Annotated in this window: 13 protein-coding genes; 4 read left to right on the top strand and 9 right to left on the bottom strand. The window is 69.3% G+C overall.

Translation table 11 applies throughout. The features are described 5' to 3' along the window. Window positions 1–125: 125 nt before the first annotated feature. From CAP40_RS05685 to CAP40_RS05655, 7 genes are all read right to left on the bottom strand, one after another. Window positions 126–1571 carry an MFS transporter gene (locus CAP40_RS05685; RefSeq protein WP_086128319.1) on the bottom strand — a complete coding sequence of 482 codons (1446 nt, stop codon included), beginning with the start codon at window positions 1569–1571 and terminating at the stop codon, window positions 126–128. A 163-nt stretch (window positions 1572–1734) separates the two neighbouring features. Further along, a complete protein-coding gene (locus CAP40_RS05680) occupies window positions 1735–4917 on the bottom strand; it encodes an efflux RND transporter permease subunit (protein ID WP_086128318.1) in 3183 nt (1060 codons plus the stop codon). 3 nt (window positions 4918–4920) lie between these two features. Continuing rightward, entirely contained in the window at window positions 4921–6048 is a 1128-nt protein-coding gene (locus tag CAP40_RS05675) for an efflux RND transporter periplasmic adaptor subunit (RefSeq protein ID WP_086128317.1), read from the bottom strand. A 54-nt stretch (window positions 6049–6102) separates the two neighbouring features. After that, window positions 6103–6435 (bottom strand): hypothetical protein, encoded by a 333-nt coding sequence (locus CAP40_RS05670; RefSeq protein ID WP_086128316.1) that lies wholly within the window; start codon window positions 6433–6435, stop codon window positions 6103–6105. Between the two features lie 53 nt (window positions 6436–6488). Then, the gene (locus CAP40_RS05665) at window positions 6489–8018 is read right to left on the bottom strand and encodes a DHA2 family efflux MFS transporter permease subunit (protein WP_086128315.1); all 1530 of its coding nucleotides are present in this window, start codon (window positions 8016–8018) and stop codon (window positions 6489–6491) included. A gap of 11 nt (window positions 8019–8029) precedes the next feature. Further along, a complete protein-coding gene (locus tag CAP40_RS05660) occupies window positions 8030–9175 on the bottom strand; it encodes an HlyD family efflux transporter periplasmic adaptor subunit (RefSeq protein WP_086128314.1) in 1146 nt (381 codons plus the stop codon). Beyond that, entirely contained in the window at window positions 9168–10637 is a 1470-nt protein-coding gene (locus tag CAP40_RS05655; protein ID WP_086128313.1) for an efflux transporter outer membrane subunit, read from the bottom strand. Before CAP40_RS05655 ends, CAP40_RS05660 begins: the two co-directional genes overlap by 8 nt. 89 nt (window positions 10638–10726) lie before the next feature. Between CAP40_RS05655 and CAP40_RS05650 the strand changes: the two genes are divergently transcribed. Continuing rightward, window positions 10727–11356, top strand: coding sequence for a TetR/AcrR family transcriptional regulator (locus tag CAP40_RS05650; protein WP_179187921.1), 630 nt, complete (start codon window positions 10727–10729; stop codon window positions 11354–11356). Here CAP40_RS05650 and CAP40_RS05645 read toward each other — a convergent pair. Then, on the bottom strand, window positions 11353–11586 hold the full coding sequence (locus tag CAP40_RS05645; protein ID WP_086128312.1) for a hypothetical protein: 234 nt from the start codon (window positions 11584–11586) through the stop codon (window positions 11353–11355). The genes CAP40_RS05650 and CAP40_RS05645 overlap by 4 nt on opposite strands. A gap of 8 nt (window positions 11587–11594) precedes the next feature. Next, the gene (locus tag CAP40_RS05640; RefSeq protein WP_086128311.1) at window positions 11595–12662 is read right to left on the bottom strand and encodes a Glu/Leu/Phe/Val dehydrogenase; all 1068 of its coding nucleotides are present in this window, start codon (window positions 12660–12662) and stop codon (window positions 11595–11597) included. Between the two features lie 124 nt (window positions 12663–12786). On the opposite strand from CAP40_RS05640, the gene CAP40_RS05635 reads away from it, so the two are divergent. From CAP40_RS05635 to CAP40_RS05625, 3 genes are all read left to right on the top strand, one after another. Continuing rightward, window positions 12787–13254 carry an Lrp/AsnC family transcriptional regulator gene (locus tag CAP40_RS05635; protein ID WP_256924027.1) on the top strand — a complete coding sequence of 156 codons (468 nt, stop codon included), beginning with the start codon at window positions 12787–12789 and terminating at the stop codon, window positions 13252–13254. A gap of 64 nt (window positions 13255–13318) precedes the next feature. After that, window positions 13319–14422, top strand: coding sequence for a LacI family DNA-binding transcriptional regulator (locus CAP40_RS05630; RefSeq protein WP_086128310.1), 1104 nt, complete (start codon window positions 13319–13321; stop codon window positions 14420–14422). A gap of 186 nt (window positions 14423–14608) precedes the next feature. After that, the gene (locus tag CAP40_RS05625) at window positions 14609–17449 is read left to right on the top strand and encodes a TonB-dependent receptor (protein ID WP_086128309.1); all 2841 of its coding nucleotides are present in this window, start codon (window positions 14609–14611) and stop codon (window positions 17447–17449) included. Window positions 17450–17483: the final 34 nt, after the last annotated feature.

Genomic DNA, 17483 nt, shown 5'->3' with positions numbered 1-17483 from the left:
GGCGACATGTTCGACGCGGTGCTCGCCTTTCTCGACCGGTCCGGCGATCGGATGGAGACGGTCTACAGGCTCGAGAAACGCGACGGCTTCGGCAATATGGCCGACAAGGACGTCCGCGCCCTGATCTACGAGCGCACCGCCGCGGGCGCGGCGATGCTGCGCGACATGTTCTGCCGTGCCTGGGCGGAAAGCGCGGCGCCGCCTGCCAAGGTGGCGCCCTCGCCACTCGATTTCTCCAACCCCCGGTTCGATCCGGAGACGGGCTCCGCCCCGGCCTGACGCCGTCCCAGCGCGCGCAGCAGTCGCGCATGGCGGCCATGGTCGAGCGTGAAGCGCCTGAGCAGCAGCATCGCCAGCAGCGCGCCGGCGAGCGGTACGCCCAGGCCGAGGCCGAGCATGCCGAGACGCACCCCGGCCGGCTGGACTGCGCCGGGGACGTAGCCGAGCATGCTCAGCACCCAGCCGATCGTGGCGGTCGCCCCGGCGCCGCTGGCCTTCACCAGGACCAGGTAAAAGGCGAACAGCCCCGTCTCGAGCCGCCGGCCGTGCCGCCATTCGACGACGTCGACCGCGTCGGCAAGCAGGCCCCAGGGCAGCATGAACACGCTCGCAAAGCCGAAGCCGATCAGTGCCGCGCCGGCCACCTGCCCCGCCGGCCATGCCATGCACAGGGCGAAGAAGAGAAGGCCCAACGCGCTCACCGCATGTCCCGCACCGAGCAGGCGGCTCTTGCTGAATCGGTGGGTGAGCGCAGTCCAGGCGAGCACGCCGCCGAATTGCCCCGCCGTCAGCGCGGCAAGCAGCAAGGGGACCGCACGCGGTCGATCGACGACATAGGTTCCCAGATACATCAGCATCCGGCCGAAGCACGGCATGGCGAAGCCGGTGAGCAGGGCCAGCGCGCCCATTGCCAACACCATCGGGTCGCGCAGCGGAACGGCGATGCGATCGCCGCGCAGCGCGGATGCCGTGCCGCTCTCGCCGCGCCCGCCCGAAGCCCAGGCGCACAGGAGCATGGTCAGCGCAAAGGCCAGGCCCGCACCGATCCCGGTGAACGCCAGCGCATCAAAATGCCGAGTCCGTCCCGCTTGCTGGACCAGCGGTGTGAGCATTGTGGCGATGGCCAGCGCGCTGGCCGTGCTGAAGAAGAGCCGGTAGCCCGAGACGCGCCCGCGCGCCCGGCTGTCACGGCTGACCTGCGCCATCAGCGCATTGTGCGGCACGTCAACCACCGCATAGGCGCCGCGGAAAACCAGGATCGCCACCGCAAGCATCCAGGTGCGATGCAGGCCCAGCGCCGGCATCGCGTAGATCAGCCCGAAGGCTGCCCCGCAAGGGAGCGCGGCCAAGGCAAGGGTCCAGCGATAGCCCCGCCCCACCGCCCGCCAATGGAGGACGAGCCGGGCTGCGAGCAGATCGAACACCAGATCGCCCAGCACCGCGAACAGCATCAGCCCCGCTGCCTGGGCACCGTTCAGGCCCAGCACGTCGGTAAGCAGGAACAGGATCGTCAGATCCGCGCCGCCGAACACCAGGGCCTTGCCGAAATTGCCGGACGAATAGGCGAGCATCCGTCTCTCTGTGGCAATGCTCGTGATCGGCGGGGTCTTTCGTATCAGGGGTGGCGGCAAGCCCGACACCGCACCCTGCCGCCGCCCCTACGGCCCGATCATTTCAGATTGGCGACAACGCCGATGCGCGCGGAGCCGCCAGCGCGGCCCCGCGCCATCCGCCTCACCCCGCGTCGCGCGACGGCTGCCCGAACCGGGCATAGAGCGCCGGCAACACGAACAAGGTGAGCAGGGTCGCCGAGATCAGGCCGCCGATCACGACCGTCGCCAGCGGCTTCTGCACCTCCGCGCCCGCGCCGTGCCCGAGCGCCATGGGCACGAAGCCGAGGCTTGCGACCAGCGCGGTCATCACCACCGGTCGCAGGCGCTGCATCGCCCCCGCCCTGGCGGCTTCCGCCCGCGCCACGCCCGCGCGGACCAGGTCCTGGATCGAGGAGACCATCACCAGCCCGTTGAGCACCGCGATGCCCGACAGGGCGATGAAGCCGACCGCCGCCGAGATCGAGAAGTCCATGCCCCGCAGGAACAACGCGAGCACGCCGCCCACCAGCGCGAGCGGCACGCCGGTGAAGACGATGGCCGCATCGCGCGCCGAACCGAGCGCGCCATAGAGCAGCAACAGGATCAGCGCGAAACAGGCAGGGATCACCAATGCCAGCCGATCGCGCGCCGAAGCGAGATTCTCGAACTGGCCGCCCCACAAGAGATAGCTGCCGGCCGGCAGCCGCACCTCGCGCTCGATCGCGGCGCGCGCATCGGCGACGACGCCGCCGACATCGCGCCCGCGCACGTTCGCCTGGACGACGACGCGCCGCTTGCCATTCTCCCGGCTGATCTGGTTGGGACCGTCGACGACGCGGATCTCCGCGACGCTGGCGAGCGGCACGAAGGCACCGCCCGTAACGGGCAGCTGCAGCCGCGCCAGCGCGTCGAAATCGGCGCGCTGCGCCTCCGAGAGCCGCAGCACCACCGGGAAGCGGCGGTCCCCCTCGAAGATCCTGCCGGCCTCGCGCCCGCCCAGCGTGGCGGCGACCAGGTCCTGCACGTCCTGCGCGGTGACGCCCAGCCGGGCCATCGCGTCGCGGTTCACCCGGATGTCGAGCATCGGCAGGCCGCTGGTCTGCTCGACCTTCACGTCCGCCGCGCCGGGCGTGCGGCGCAGGATGCCGGCGATGCGTTCGGCCGTGGCGTTCATCGCGGCGAAGTCGTCTCCGAACACCTTCACCGCAATGTCGCCGCGCACGCCCGCGATCAGTTCGTTGAAGCGCATCTGGATCGGCTGGGTGATCTCGTACGCGTTGCCCGGCAGCTTCGCGAGCTGCCCCTCGATCCGTTCGACCAGCGCCTCCTTGCGCAGCCCCGGATCGGGCCATTCGGCACGCGGCTTCAGGATCACGAACATGTCGGTGGCGTTGGGCGGCATCGGATCCGAGGCGAGCTCGGCCGTGCCGGTCTTGGAGAAGACGAACTTCACTTCGGGCTGCTTCGCCATCAGCCGCTCGAGCGGCACCTGCATCGCCTGGCTCTGCTGGACGGAAGTGGCGGGGATGCGCAGCGCCTGGATCAGCAGGTCTCCCTCGTCGAGCTGTGGCAGGAACACCTGGCCCAGCGCCAGAAAGGCGAGCGCCGCCGCGCCCAGGCTCGCCATCGCCGCGCCGATCGTGACGGTCGGCCGGCGCATCGCGCGGTCCAGGCCCGGCTCGTAGCGCCGGCGGAGCCAGCCGACGATGCGCCCTTCCTTCTCCTCGACCCGCTTCGACAGCCAGATCGCGATCGCCGCGGGCACGAAGGTGAGCGACAGGACAAAGGCGCAGGCGAGCGCGAGGATCACCGTCACCGCCATCGGCACGAAGGTCTTGCCCTCGACGCCGCTCAGCGTGAGCAGCGGCACATAGACGAGCATGATGATCGCCTGGCCATAGACGGAGGGCCGGATCATCTCGCGCGCGGCGGCGGAGACCGTCTCCAGCCGCTCGGCCCGCTCTAGCGGCCGGCCCGCTTCGTGCTGGCGCTCGGCGAGACGGCGCAGCGCGTTCTCGACGATGATCACCGCCCCGTCGACGATCAGGCCGAAATCGAGCGCGCCCAGGCTCATCAGATTGGCCGACACGCCCAGGCGCAGCATGCCGAAGCCGGTGAGCAGCATCGTGACCGGGATCACCGCCGCCGCGATCAGCGCCGCGCGGAAATTGCCGAGCAGCAGGAACAGCACGACGATGACGAGCAGCGCCCCCTCGCTCAGGTTGCGCGCCACCGTGCGGATCGTCGAATTGACCAGCGCGGTGCGATCGAGCACCGGCTGGACCACCACGTCGGGCGGCAGCGAGGCGTTGATCGACTTGAGCCGATCCGCCACCGCGGTGGCCACCGTGCGGCTGTTCTCGCCGATCCGCATGATCGCGGTACCGACCACCACCTCGGTGCCGTTCTCCGACGCCGATCCCATGCGCACCGCCTGGCCGGTCCGCACCGTCGCGACCTGATCGAGCGTGATCGGCACGCCCGCGCGGGTGGCGACGACGATGCGCGACAGCTCGGCCGGCCCCCGGACCAGCGCATCGGCGCGCACCGCCAGCCCCTCGCCGTTGCGATCGACGAAGCCGCCACCGCTGCTGGTGTTGTTGCGCTCGATCGCCGTGGCCAGATCGGTGAGCGTCAGGCCGAGCGTCGCCAGCTTCGCCACGTCGGGAATGACGAGGATCTGCCGGGCATAGCCGCCGATCGAATCAATGCCCGCCAAGCCCGGCACGTTCTTGAGGAGCGGCGTGACGATCCAGTCCTGCGCGGTGCGCAGATAGGTCGCCTTGTCCGTCTCGCTCGCCAGCCGCTCGCCTTCGGGGGTGATGTAGCTGCCGTCGGGCTGCATCCCGGGCTCGCCGGGCTGGTGCTTGTCGTCCGCCCGGTGGTCGAGCCGGACCGTCCACATATAGACTTCGCCCAGGCCGGTGGCGATCGGCCCCAGCTCGGGATCGGCGCCGTCGGGAAGGCCCTCGCGCACCCCGGCCAGCCGCTCGTTCACCTGGGCCCGGGCGAAATAGATGTCGGTGGCGTCGGTGAACACCGCCGTCACCTGGGCGAAGCCGTTGCGGCTGAGCGAGCGGGTATATTCGAGGCCGGGAATGCCGGCGAGCGCGGTCTCGATCGGAAAGGCGACCTGCTTCTCGACCAGTTCGGTCGAGAGCGCGGGCGCGCGGACGTTGATCTGGACCTGGTTGTTGGTGATGTCCGGCACCGCGTCAATCGGAAGGCGGTACAGGGCGGCGGCGCCGATCACGGCGGCGATGGCGGTGAGCAGGAGGACAAGCCAGCGCTTGTCGACCGCCCAGTTGACGATGCGGGCGATCATGGCTCAGTCCTCATGGCTCGCTTCGCCCTTGCCGAGCTCGGCCTTGAGCGTGAAGGTGTTGGTGGCGGCGATCTGCTCGCCGTCCGCCAGGCCGGAGAGGATCGCGACCATCGCGCCGTCGCGCGCGCCCAGCGTCACCGGCTGGGTGCGGAAGCCCTGCGGCGTCCGCACGAACAGCACGGGGCGGTTCTCCACCGTCTGCACCGCCGTGGCCGGCACCATCAGCGGCGCATCGCCCGCTCCGGCGACTTCGATCCGCGCCTGCACCGGTTCGCCCGCGCGCCACTGGCCGCCGCGATTGTCGAGATCGGCGATCACCCGGACGAGCCGTGTCTGCGGATCGAGCGCCGGCGCCACGAAGCGCACCCGCGCCATGGCGGTGCGCCCCGCCGCCGTCACTTCGACCGGATTGCCGGGCCGCACCCGCGCGGCATCGCCGGCGGCGATCGACAGGGCGACGCTGAGCCGCTCGAGCGCCGCGATCCGGAACAACTCGGTCTCCGCCGCATCGGCGGTGAACATCTGGCCCGGCACCGCGCTGCGCGCGACGACGCGGCCGGCGATCGGCGCGGTGATCACGATCCGGTTGAGGCTGCCGCCGCGCACGCCCGAAGCCGCCACTTGCTGGCGCGCGAGCCGCACATCGGTCTCCGCCTGTTCGGCGGCAGCGCGCGAGATCTCGACTTCGCGCAGCGGGCGGAAGCCGCGCGCATAGAGCGCCTCGTCGCGCGCCAGCGTCTTGCGGGCGAGCTCCAGCCGGGTCCGCGCCTTCTCCACTTCGGCCTGGAGGCCGGCGGCCTGGCGGCTCTCGATCACCGCCAGCGTCTCGCCCCGGCGCACGGCATCGCCCAGGTTACGGACGAGCGCGATCACCCGCCCTTCGAGCGGCGCGGCGACCACCCGGGTGGCGTCCGGATCGCTTTCGAGCAGCGCGGGCGCCTCGATCGCGGCCCCGGCGCCGCCCCGGCCGGGCCGGATCAGCGTGATGTTGGCCGAAGCGATCTGTTCGGCGGTGAGCGTGGCGGTGCCTTCGGCATGCGCCTCGGCGGTCTTGTTTTCCGGCTGGGGCGCGGGCGCGCCGCAACCGGCAATGAGCGTCGCGGCGCAAAGCGCCGCTGCGATTCGATACATGAACTTGAACTCCTGACAGGGACAGACGCGCCGCGAAGGGCGCGGAGGCCGGTGTCAGGCGATCGGTGGTCTGAGCGGCGTGTCGGCCACGCGCGCGGCGAGCTCGGCGCTGGCCATGCGCCAGGCCAGCCGGGTGCCGCCATGGGCAAGCGGCGCCGCGGGCGCCTTTACCGGCGCGGCAAGGTCATGCCCGTGGCAGGTCGCATGATGATGCGGATAGTTCTTGTCGGGGTCCGCCGGCACTTCATCGGCGTCGCCGGGGGCGTGCCAGCCATCGATCTCGATCGTGGTGAGATGCCGCTCCGGCGCCTCGGTCGCATGCGCGACCGTCGTCAGGCTGGTGATCACCAGCATCAGACAGGCAATGAAGGGCAGCAACAGGCGCATCACGGCGTCCCTATCACATCCACGCCCATGTGTAAGCGTCCCTGATGGCGGGCCTAATGCGCCGCGCCCGCCCCCACCGCCCGGCGCGGGCGCGGGGTCAGCCAGATGATCATCGCCGCGCCGACGAAGACGAAGGCGGAGATCAGGAAGATGTGGCTCGTCGCCAGCGCAAAGGCCTCCTTGTCGACCAGCTGCGCGATCGCGAGCCGCGCCTGGTCGAGCGAGAAGCCCTGCGCCGCCATCGCATCGACGGTGCCGTCGCTGTTCAGCCGCGCGGCGATCTCGCTGCGGGCGACGCGGGCGCTGTCGTCCCAGGCGGTGGTCGATACCGACGTGCCGATCGCGCCCGCCATCGTCCGCAGGAACGCCATCACGCCCGCCGCCGACGCCGTCTCCTCCGGCCGCACCGAACCCAGCGCCAGCGTGGTCAGCGGAATGAAGAAGAACGGCATGCCGATGCCTTGCAGCATCTGCGGGAATGCGAGGCTCCAGAAATCGGCCTGGCTGTTCCAATGGACCCGCAGCAGCGAGGTGAAGCCCAGCCACAATATGCCGAAGCACACCAGCGCCCGCGGATCGACCTTGCTCGTCAGCTTGGCGACGATCGGCGACATGATCACCGCCGCCACGCCGGTGAAGGCAGTGGCATAGCCCGCATAGGTCGCGGTGTAGCCCATGCTGGTCTGCAGCCATTGCGGAATGATCACCGCCGAGGAGAAGAAGGTGCCGAAGGCCAGGGCCAGCGACAGCACCGCCACGGTGAAGCCCCGGTGCCGGAACACGCGCAGGTCGACGATCGGCTGGTCCTCGGTGCCTTCCCAGGCGAGGAAGACCATGAAGCCGATCAGCGCGGTCACGCCGAGCATCACGATCGTGCGGTCGTTGAACCAGTCATGCTCGCGGCCGAGATCGAGCATGATCTGCAGCGCGCCGATCCACAGCAGCATCAGCATCAGCCCGACCCGGTCGACGCGCAGCTTGCTCGTTGGCGTCTCGACCCTGGAGAGCAGCCGCATGCCGCCGAACGCGCACAGGGCGGCGACGGGGATGTTGATGAAGAAGATCCAGTGCCACGACCAGCTGTCCGAGATCGTGCCGCCCAGGATCGGGCCCAGGATGGGCGCGACGACGGTGGTCATCGACCAGACGCCCATCGCCTGGGCGCGCTGCTCGGGCTTGAAGATGCGCATCAGCAGCGTCTGCGACAGCGGCATCAGCGGGCCGCCGCACAGCCCCTGGCCGACACGGCAGGCGACGAGCATGCCGAGCGAGGTCGACAGGCCGCACAGCACCGAGAAGACGCCGAAACCGATCATCCCGAAGGTGAAGGTACGCACGGTGCCGAAGCGCCCGGCGAGCCAGCCGGTCAGCGGCACGCACACGGCCTCCGCCACGGCATAGGAAGTGATGATCCACGTCCCCTGGCTGCCCGAGATGCCGAGGCTGCCCGAGATGTGCGGGACCGAGACGTTGGCGATGGTGGTATCGAGCACCACCATGAAGTTGGTCAGCGCGAGCACCACGCCCGCAAGGATCAGCGGCAGCCCGGTCAGGGGCGCCGCCGTCTCGGTCTTGCCGTTCATCGCAGCCGTCCTCAGTTCTTCGAGACGTCGATCTCGGCGTCCATGGAAAGGCCGACCCGGAGCGGGTGCTCGGCAAGCTCCCTGGGATCGAGCGCGACGCGCACCGGCAGGCGCTGGACCACCTTGATCCAGTTGCCCGTGGCGTTCTGCGCCGGGATCAGCGCGAAGGACGAGCCGGTGCCGCCCGACAGACCGACGACCTTGCCGTGATATTCGACGCCGCCGCCATAAAGGTCGGACTTGAGCGTCACCGGCTGGCCGACCTTCACGCGGGTCAGCTGGCCTTCCTTGAAATTGGCGTCGACATAGAGCTGGCCCACCGGAACGACCAGCATCAGCTGCGCGCCCGGGGCGACGCGCTGGCCGACCTGGACGTTGCGGCGCGTCACCACGCCGTCGATCGGCGCGCGGATCACGGTGCGATCGAGGTCGAGCCGCGCCTGCGCCACCCTGGCCTGGGCGGAGAGCACTTCCGGCGCCGAATTGGCGGTGGTGCCGCTGATCAGCGCATTGTTCGCCGCAAGCTCGCCGCTGGCCGCGCCGCGCGTCGAGTTGGCCTGGGCCACGCCGGCCCTCGCCAGCTCCAGATTGGCCTTGGCCGAGGAGAAGGCGTTGGTCGCCGAGGTGAGCTCCTCGCCCGACACCGCACCATTGGGGGCGAGGCGCTGGCGCCGGGCGAGGTCCACCCGCGCCTTCTCGTAATCCGCCTCGGCGGCGACGAGCTGGGCACGGGCTCGGGAAATATCGGCACCACGGGCCTGGACCTGCGCGGCGAGCGCCGCGCTGGTGGCCGAGGTCTGGCCGTATTGGCGGCGGGCCTTGGCGAGATCCGCCTCGGCCTGGGCGAGCGCGATCCGCGCGTCGCTGTCGTCGAGCCGGACGAGCACGTCGCCCCGCTTCACCGCCTGGGTATCGGACACCGCGACGCCGGCCACCTGTGCCGCGATCATCGGCGTGACGCTGGCGGTGTCGGCGCCGACATAGGCATTGTCGGTGCTGATGTAATGGCTGCCGACCAGCACGTACCAGGCGCCATAGCCGACACCGGCGATCAGCACCGCGCCGGCGATGCCGGTGAGCAGCCGTCGGCGCAGGCTGGGCTTGGCGGGCGCCGCGTCGGCGCTTGCGACATGGATCTGGGGTTCGGCATCAGCCATGGGTCGAGTCCTTGGTTGCGGCGGCGGCCGCGGTGTCGGTGGAAAAGCCCCCGCCCAGCGCGCGGACCAGCTGGACGTCGAGCGTGAACGCCCGCGCCTCGAGATCGGCGACGATCTGGCGGTTCTGCAGCACGCCCTGCTCGGCGGTCAGCACGTCGAGAAAGGTCGACAGGCCACCCTCGTAGCGCTGGCGGGCGATCGCATAGGCGGCCTCGGAATCGGCGAGCGCCTGGCGGCTTTCCGAAAGGCGCGTGACCAAGGCGTTCTTGCTGGTCACCGCATCGGCGACTTCGCGATAGGCGGTGGTCACGGTCGAATCATAGGTCGCGACCGCTTCGTCATAGCCGGCGCGGGCGCCCTTGTACTGGCCGGCCAACTGCCCGCCCCGGAAGATCGGCAGGCTGATCGCCGGGCCGACCGAACCATAGGTCGATCCGCTCTTGAACAGATTGTCGAGCCCGAAGGCCTGGAAGCCGATCAGCGCGCTGAGGTTGATCGAGGGATAGAAATCGGCGCGCGCCACCTTGATGCGGCTTGCGGCGGCCTCCACCCGGGCGCGGGCGGCGGCGATGTCCGGACGGCGGCCGATCAGGTCGGTGGTGACGCCCGCCGGCAGCCCGTGCGCGCCGGCCGGGCCGGCGGGCAGCGCGATGGTCAGCCCGCGGTCCGGCCCCTTGCCGAGCAGCGCGGCGATGCGGTTGCGGGTAAGTCCGATCGCCTCGTCGGTGGCGGCCAGGTCGGCGCGGGCGGCAGGCACCGCGGCGTCGGCCTGTTTCAGCTCGGCGCGGGTATCGAGCCCGTTGGTCACCCGGTCGCTCACCAGCTTCTGCGTCTGGGTGCGCAGCTCCAGCGCCTTGGCTTGGACGCCGCGCTGCGAGGCCAGGCGCGCGAGATCGGCATAGGCGCTGGCGATGTTGGTCGAGAGCACGAGCCGCGACTGCTCCAGCTCGATCCGCGCGGCCGCGGCATCCGAGGTGGCGGCAGCGAGCGAGGCCCGGTTCTTGCCCCACAGGTCGAGATCGAAGCTCAGGTTCGCCGCGACCTGGCCGCTGTCGTTCCAGCCCTTGGGCACGAAGGCGGCGGGAATGCCGTTATTGTAGCTCTGCTTGCCCTCGGTCGCGCCCGCCTGGACGCCCACCGACGGCAGCAGCGCGGCGCCGGCCTGCTGGGCATAGGCCTGGGCCGAGCGCAGGCGCGCGGCGGCGGCGGCGAGATCGGGCGAGCCGGCCAGCCCCTCCGCGATCAGCTCGCTCAGCTGCGTATCGCCATAGGCGCTCCACCAATCGTTGGCGGGCCAGTTCGCGGCATCCGCCCGGGCGGCCAGCGACTGGTCGGCGGCATAGCCGGCCGCCGCACGCACTTCGGGACGGGCGCCGAGCTGCGGCACCGGCGCGCACGCGGAAAGCAGCGCGGTCCCGGCAGTCGCGACGAGCAGCAACGGACGAAGGGAGAATCGGATCATGATTTAAATACCGTACTGTCGGGTACGGCGCGGCAGATGGGCGCGGGCCGCCATCTTGTCAACCCGTAATCGTACCCTATAGTACGGTTATGGAAAAAATACTGGATAGACCGTCCGGCAAGCGCGAGGCGCGCAAGGAGGAACGGCGCGAGGCGATCCTGGCGATCGCCAAGCGCGTGTTCCTCGACCAGGGCTATTCCGGCGCTTCGATGTCGGCGATCTCGGCGGAGCTTGGCGGTTCCAAGGGCACGCTGTGGAACTATTTCCCGTCGAAGGAAGAGCTGTTCGCCGCGGTGCTCGACGATGCGACCAGGGAATATCGCGGCCAGCTGGCCGATGTGCTCAAGCCGGGCGAGGATGTGCGCGCCGCCGTGCTGCAATTCTGCCGGGGCTTCATCGCCAAGATCTCGTCGCCCGACGGATTGCGGCTGCACCGGCTGATCGCCTCGGAAGTCAGCCGCTTTCCCGAGATCGGCGACATCTTCTATCGCCGCGCGCCCATGCCCACCCAGCAGCTGCTCGCCGGTTTTCTCGAGCGCGCGATGGATGCGGGGACGCTCCGCCGCGCGGACCCGCTGTTCGCGGCGCGCGTGCTCGCCTCGCTCTGCCTCGGCGTGCAGCAGCGCATGATCTGGGGGCAGGAACTGTCGGCGGCCGAGCGTGACCACGAGGCCACGCAGATGGCCGAAGTGTTCCTGCGCGCGTTCGCGCCCGCCTAAAGCGGCACCCCGTCGAGCGCCACCGCTTCGACACCAATGCAGCGGCGCATCTTCTCCGCCACGATCCTGCCCGGCGGCCCGGCCAGGCCGTCGAGCTCGAGCCGCACGGTCATGCGCTCGGGCGTCACCCGCACCTCCATGGCCGGCGCCGCGAGATCATGCTGCGCGGCCAGCCCGACCAGGCGGCACAGCAGGGCAGCGCTCGCCTCGCCCATGATGTCGAACCGCATGGCCGGGCTCAGGCGGCTTCGCGCACCGGCGCCGGCGATGCCGCGACGATCCGCGCGCGGGCGAGCGCGTCGGCGGCACGATGCGGCGCCAGCCCCTCGCGCGCGGCATGGGCGAGCACCGCGCCGAGCCGCAGGCCGGTCGCATGGACGCGCGCCGCCACTTCATCGGCGCTCCAGCCGAGATATTCCCCGGCGACGCTGATGATCCCGCCCGCGTTCACGACATAGTCGGGCGCATAGAGGATGCCGCGATCGGCGAGCCGGTCGCCATCCTCGGGCGTGGCGAGCACATTGTTCGCGGCGCCGCAGACGATGCGCGCGCGCAGCCGCGCCACGGCGTCGCCATCGAGCACCCCACCCAGCGCACAGGGCGCGAAGACCGCGCAGCGGGCATCGAGGATGCTGTCGCGGCCCATGATCTCCGCATCATAGCGGCAGGCGATATCCGCGGCGACGCCGGGGCGCGGCTCGGCGACGATCAGCCGCGCGCCCGCCGCATGGAGCATTCCGCACAGCGCGGAGCCGACATTGCCGAGCCCCTGCACCGCGACACGCACCCCGCGCAGATCGCTGCCCAGCTGGCGGCGGACGGCTTCCTCCATCGCCAGGAACACGCCGCGCGCCGTCCAGGGCGAGGGATCGCCGCCGGGCCTGCCACCCCGGGGCGGCAGGCCGGCGACATGGCGGGTCTGGCCGCGCACCGCTTCCATATCGGCCACACAGGTGCCGACATCCTCGGCGGTGACATAGCCGCCCTCGAGCCGCGCCACCGCCCGGCCGAACGCCGCAAACAGCCGGCGCCGGTCGAAATCGCCCGCCGGCAGGTTCAGCACCGCCTTGCCGCCGCCCAGGGGCAGATCGGCCATCGCATTCTTGAAGGTCATGCCCTCGGCCAGCCGCATCGCATCGCCGACCAGCGCGGCATGGTCGCCATAGCGCCACAGCCGGCATCCCCCCGCCGCGGGGCCGCGCCGTGTGGAGTGGAGCACGATCACGCCGTCCAGCCCGCTCTCGGCATCGCGCAGCACATGCACGCTCTCCGGCGGGGTGGCGGTAACTTGCGGGGCATCGACCATGAAAGCGCTCCTGAAATCCAGGGGCGACTCTTTCATGATCCTGCGGGATAAACTGGCCTCGTTCGCGTATTCCAAGCATATATCGGCAAAATCCTACCGAATTCTGCCGAATTGGAGAACAGATTTGCCTGCCGAACTCGATCCGTTCGAACGCAAGATCCTGCAGGTGCTCCAGGAAGATGCGTCGATGCCCACCGCCAGGCTCGGCGAGATGGTCGGCCTGTCGAGCTCGCCTTGCTGGCGCCGCGTCGACCGGCTGGAGAAGGAAGGAATCATCACCCGGCGCGTCGCGCTGGTCGACCGGCAGAAGATCGGGCTCAACGCGCACATCTTCGCGCAGATCAAGTTGAACGCGCATGGCCGCGCCAATCTCGACGAGTTCGCCACGGCGATCCGTTCCTTCCCGGAAGTACTGGAAGCCTATGTGCTGATGGGCGTGTTCGACTTCATGCTGCGCATCGTCGCCGCCGATATCGAGGCCTATGAGCGCTTCTTCTTCACCAGGCTCTCCAAGCTGCCCGGCGTGCAGGAGATCAACTCCACCGTCGCGCTCTCGCAGGTGAAGGCGACGACGGCGCTGCCGCTTCCCTAGCCGGACGGCGCGCATTTTGGGTTGCCGCTCCGCCAGCGCCTGTGCCACCCATTCCTTTCTAGAAATGTCATCGCTTTCCAAATCGTCGCCGATACCGGGCGCCAGCGGCACGGAGACCGGCCGGAACGGACGGCCGCCGACGATCGACGACGTCGCGGCGCTCGCCGGTGTGGGCCGGGCCACCGTGTCGCGGGCGCTCAACGACCAGGCGCATGTGAGCGACAAGATGCGCGACCGGGTGATGCGCGCGGTCGAGGCGCTCGACTACCGGGTCAATCCACAGGCGCGCAACCTCGCCAGCCGGGCCAGCAACACGCTTACCCTGATCAACTGCAACGCGCGCGACGCGCCGCCCAATTCCTATTATTTCGCCGCGATCGAACTGGGCGCGTTGCGCGCGGCCGCGGCGGCGGGGTTCGAGCTTTCCACCTTCAACATCCATATCGAGGACGACAATCGCGACGACCGGCTGATCGAGCTGTTCGCCTCGGGCCGCAGCACCGGGCTGATCCTGTCGCCGCCGCTCTCCGCCGATGCCGGACTCGCCCGCCGGCTGATCGCCCAGGGCTGCCCGGTCGTCTGCATCTCGCCCAGCGAGGAAGTGCGCGCGCTGCTGCCCGGCGTCGGGTTCGACGAGGCGGCGGCGGGCTATGAGATCGCCCATCACGTCGTCGCCGCCGGCCATCGCCGCTTCGGCTACATGCTGGGGATCGAAGGCCATCTCGCCGCCGAGACGCGCTTCGCCGGCTTCCTGCGCGCGCTCGCCGAAGCGGGGCTCGACGAAGGTGCGGTGACGGCATTGCGCGGCGACTTCAGCTTCCGCTCCGGCGTGGAGTTGGCCGAGGCGCTGCTCGCCGGCCCCGACCGCCCGACCGCGATCGTCTGCGCCAATGACGACATGGCGGTCGGCGCGATGTTCGCCGCGCACCGCATGCACCTGCTCATGCCTGGCGAGCTGTCGGTGGTCGGCTTCGACGATGCGCCGGTCGCCGCCTATATCTGGCCGCCGCTCACCACCATCCACCAGCCGATTCGCCGCATCGCCGCGCGGGCGGTCGAGCGCCTGGTCGAGACCCTGCTGCGCGGCCAGGGCACGGGCACGCCGGGCTTCGACGCGATCGACCACCATCTCGTCCTGCGCGAATCCGTCGCTCCGCCGCGCGGCTGAACCCACCGTACCAGGCCAATCCGTAAGCGTTTTCTGTAACGCGTTGACAATTTCGCGCGACGCGATGATACCAATTGGAAGCGCTTCCAATTTCCGCGGATGCGCCCAAGGGGCAAAGACGGTCGATAACGGCCGCTTACTTAGAGAGGGGAAGAGGCGATGGCGGAGCGTCCGCATGTGCGCGTCATGGGTCGCGCAAGGGGCAATCTCGGGCTCACGATTTCGACGCTGGCTCTGGCGACAACGTTGCCAGCCCAGGCCTGGGCGCAGGATGGCGCCACACGGGCCGGGCAGGACCAGGTGCCGGCCGAGGAGAGCACGATCGTCGTGACCGGCCTGCGCGCCGGCCTGCAGAATTCGATCAACATCAAGCGGGACCAGGCCTCTATCGTCGAGGCGGTATCGGCCGAGGACATCGGCAAGCTGCCCGACGTCTCGATCGCCGAATCGATCGCCCGCCTGCCAGGCCTCGCCGCCCAGCGCGTCAACGGCCGCGCCCAGGTGATCTCGATCCGCGGCCTCGCGCCGGACTTCACCACCACGCTGCTCAACGGGCGGCAACAGGCCAGCTCGGGCGACAACCGCGCCGTCGAGTTCGACCAGTATCCGGCGGAACTGCTGTCGAGCGTCGTGGTGTACAAGACCCCGGATGCCGCCATTGCCGGCATGGGCCTGTCGGGCAGCGCGGACCTGCGCACGGTGCGCCCGCTCGCCTATGGCAAGCGCGCGATCGCGATGAACCTTCGCGGCGAGCTCGACGCCGATGGCGGCCGCAACGCCGACATCTCAAAATGGGGCTGGCGCGGCACGCTCAGCTATATCGACCAGAACGCCGCCGGCACGCTCGGCTGGTCGCTCGGCTATGCGCATCTCGATTCGCCCAGCCATGTCGATCACTACAAGGCCTATGGCTATGAGGCGTTCGGCGGCGTCTGCCAGCCGACGGTCGCCAATCCGTGCAGCCCCAACACCGTCACGCCCGATTCCGCCGACAATGCGCTGCAGCTCAACGGGCAGGAAGCCTGGGCGACCAGCCGCCGCAACCAGCGCGACGGCGTGATGGGCACGCTCGAATGGAAGCCCAGCGACAGCGTCCACAGCGTGCTCGACGTCTATTATTCGCGCTTCAAGCAGAAGGAAGTGATCCGCGGCGCGCAGTGGTTCTCCAATGGCTGGGCGGACAACGCGACCTTCTCCAATATCGGCACCAGCCAGCTGGGCGGCTCGGCGATCGGGACTTCGGGCCGCATCACCAACGCCGTTCCGATCCTCCGCAACGACTATAACGAGCGCAAGGACGAGCTGTTCTCGGCGGGGCTCAACAACGAGTTCCAGCTCGACGAGCGCACGCGCTTCGTCGCCGACCTGAGCTATTCGACCAACAAGCGCGACGAGACCTATATCGAGACCTATGGCGGCTATGGCGTGGGCCCGTTCCAGACCCGCACCATGGACAATTACGACTTCTCGTTCCCGATCGACGGCGCCTTCCCGCATTACGGTTTCGGCCTGGACTATGCGAATGCCAGCCAGGTCTCGCTCGGCGATCGCGCGCCCTGGGGCGGCTGGGGCCATGACGGCCTGGTGAAGTCGCCGCACGTCAAGGAAGAGCTGGGCGCCGTCGACTTCATGCTGAGCCGGGAGATCGGCGGGTTCCTGCGGAACATCGAGCTCGGCGTGAACTACACGCAGCGCAACAAGCGCAAGACCGTCGACGAGCTCGACCTCAACCTGAAGAACGGGCGCGCGCAGGTGCCGGTCGGCTCGCAGTTCCTGCTCGATCCGACCTCGCTCGACTTTGTCGGCTTCGGCAACGTGATCGCCTGGAACGTGCCTGCGGCGCTCGACACCTATTACAACAAGACCCCGCTGGAGGACGCCAACCACTTCGACAAGGCGTGGAAGATCAAGGAAGACGTCATCACCTGGAAGGCGAAGGCGAACATCGAATGGGGCCGGCTGCGCGGCAATGTCGGCGTGCAGGTGGTGGAGCAGTTCCAGTCCTCGTCGGGCCTGCGGATCAACCAGACGCTGACTCCGATCGCGCTGTCGCAAGTGTTCGAGACGATGCACTATACCGACGTGCTGCCGAGCGCGAACCTGATCTACGACCTGGGCGGCGGCCACCGCATCCGCCTGGCCGCGTCCAAGGTGCTGGCGCGCCCGCGCATGGACGACATGCGCGCGAATTTCACGCCCAGCTTCACCACCAATCCCTGCGGCGGCAGCCCGCCCTGCGCGCCGGGCAGCACGGTCTTCCCCTGGTCGGCGACCGGCGGCAACCCGAAACTCCAGCCCTGGCGTGCCAAGGCGCTGGACGTCGCCTATGAATGGTACATCGGCAAGGCGACCTACATCAGCGTCGCCGGCTTCTACAAATGGCTCGACAACTATATCTACAACCGCAATTTCGCGATCGACTTCTCGGGCCTGCCCATCCCCACCAACCAGATCCCGGGCAACGTCAACATCAGCACGATCGGGCAGGTGACGATGCCGGCCAACGGCCCGGGCGGCAATCTGAAGGGCATCGAAGTCAGCGGCGCGATCGAGATCGGCCGCATCATCCCGGCGCTGGACGGCTTCGGGTTCACCGGCAGCTATTCCTACACGGAATCCGACCTCAACCCCACCGACGGCAACGACGTGGTCCGCATTCCAGGCCTGTCCGGCACGGTGTACAACGTCACCGGCTATTTCGAGAAATGGGGCTTCCAGGCGCGCGCGAGCTATCGCTTCCGTTCGGCCTATAAGGGCGAGACGGTGCAGCTGTTCACCAACCGCGGCTATACGGAGATCCTGGCGGACCGGCAGCTCGACGCCCAGATCGGCTACACCTTCCCGGACAATTCGGCGCTGAAGGGCCTCGGCGTGCTGCTCCAGGTCAGCAACCTGACCGACTCGCCCTATCGCACGCGGCTGGGGCTGGACAAGGGCGGCACGCACACCAGCGACGGCACGCCGCTGCCCGAGACCTATGAGAAATATGGCCGCCAGTTCCTGCTGGGGTTCAACTACCGCTTCTGATTTCCTCCCCCCGGGTCGACCTTCCGGGCGTTCG

The sequence above is a fragment of the Sphingomonas sp. IBVSS2 genome (assembly GCF_002127225.1).
Lineage (GTDB): Bacteria > Pseudomonadota > Alphaproteobacteria > Sphingomonadales > Sphingomonadaceae > Sphingomonas.
The sequence above is the reverse complement of the archived record's forward strand: the minus strand, read 5'-3'. Positions and strand labels throughout refer to the sequence as shown.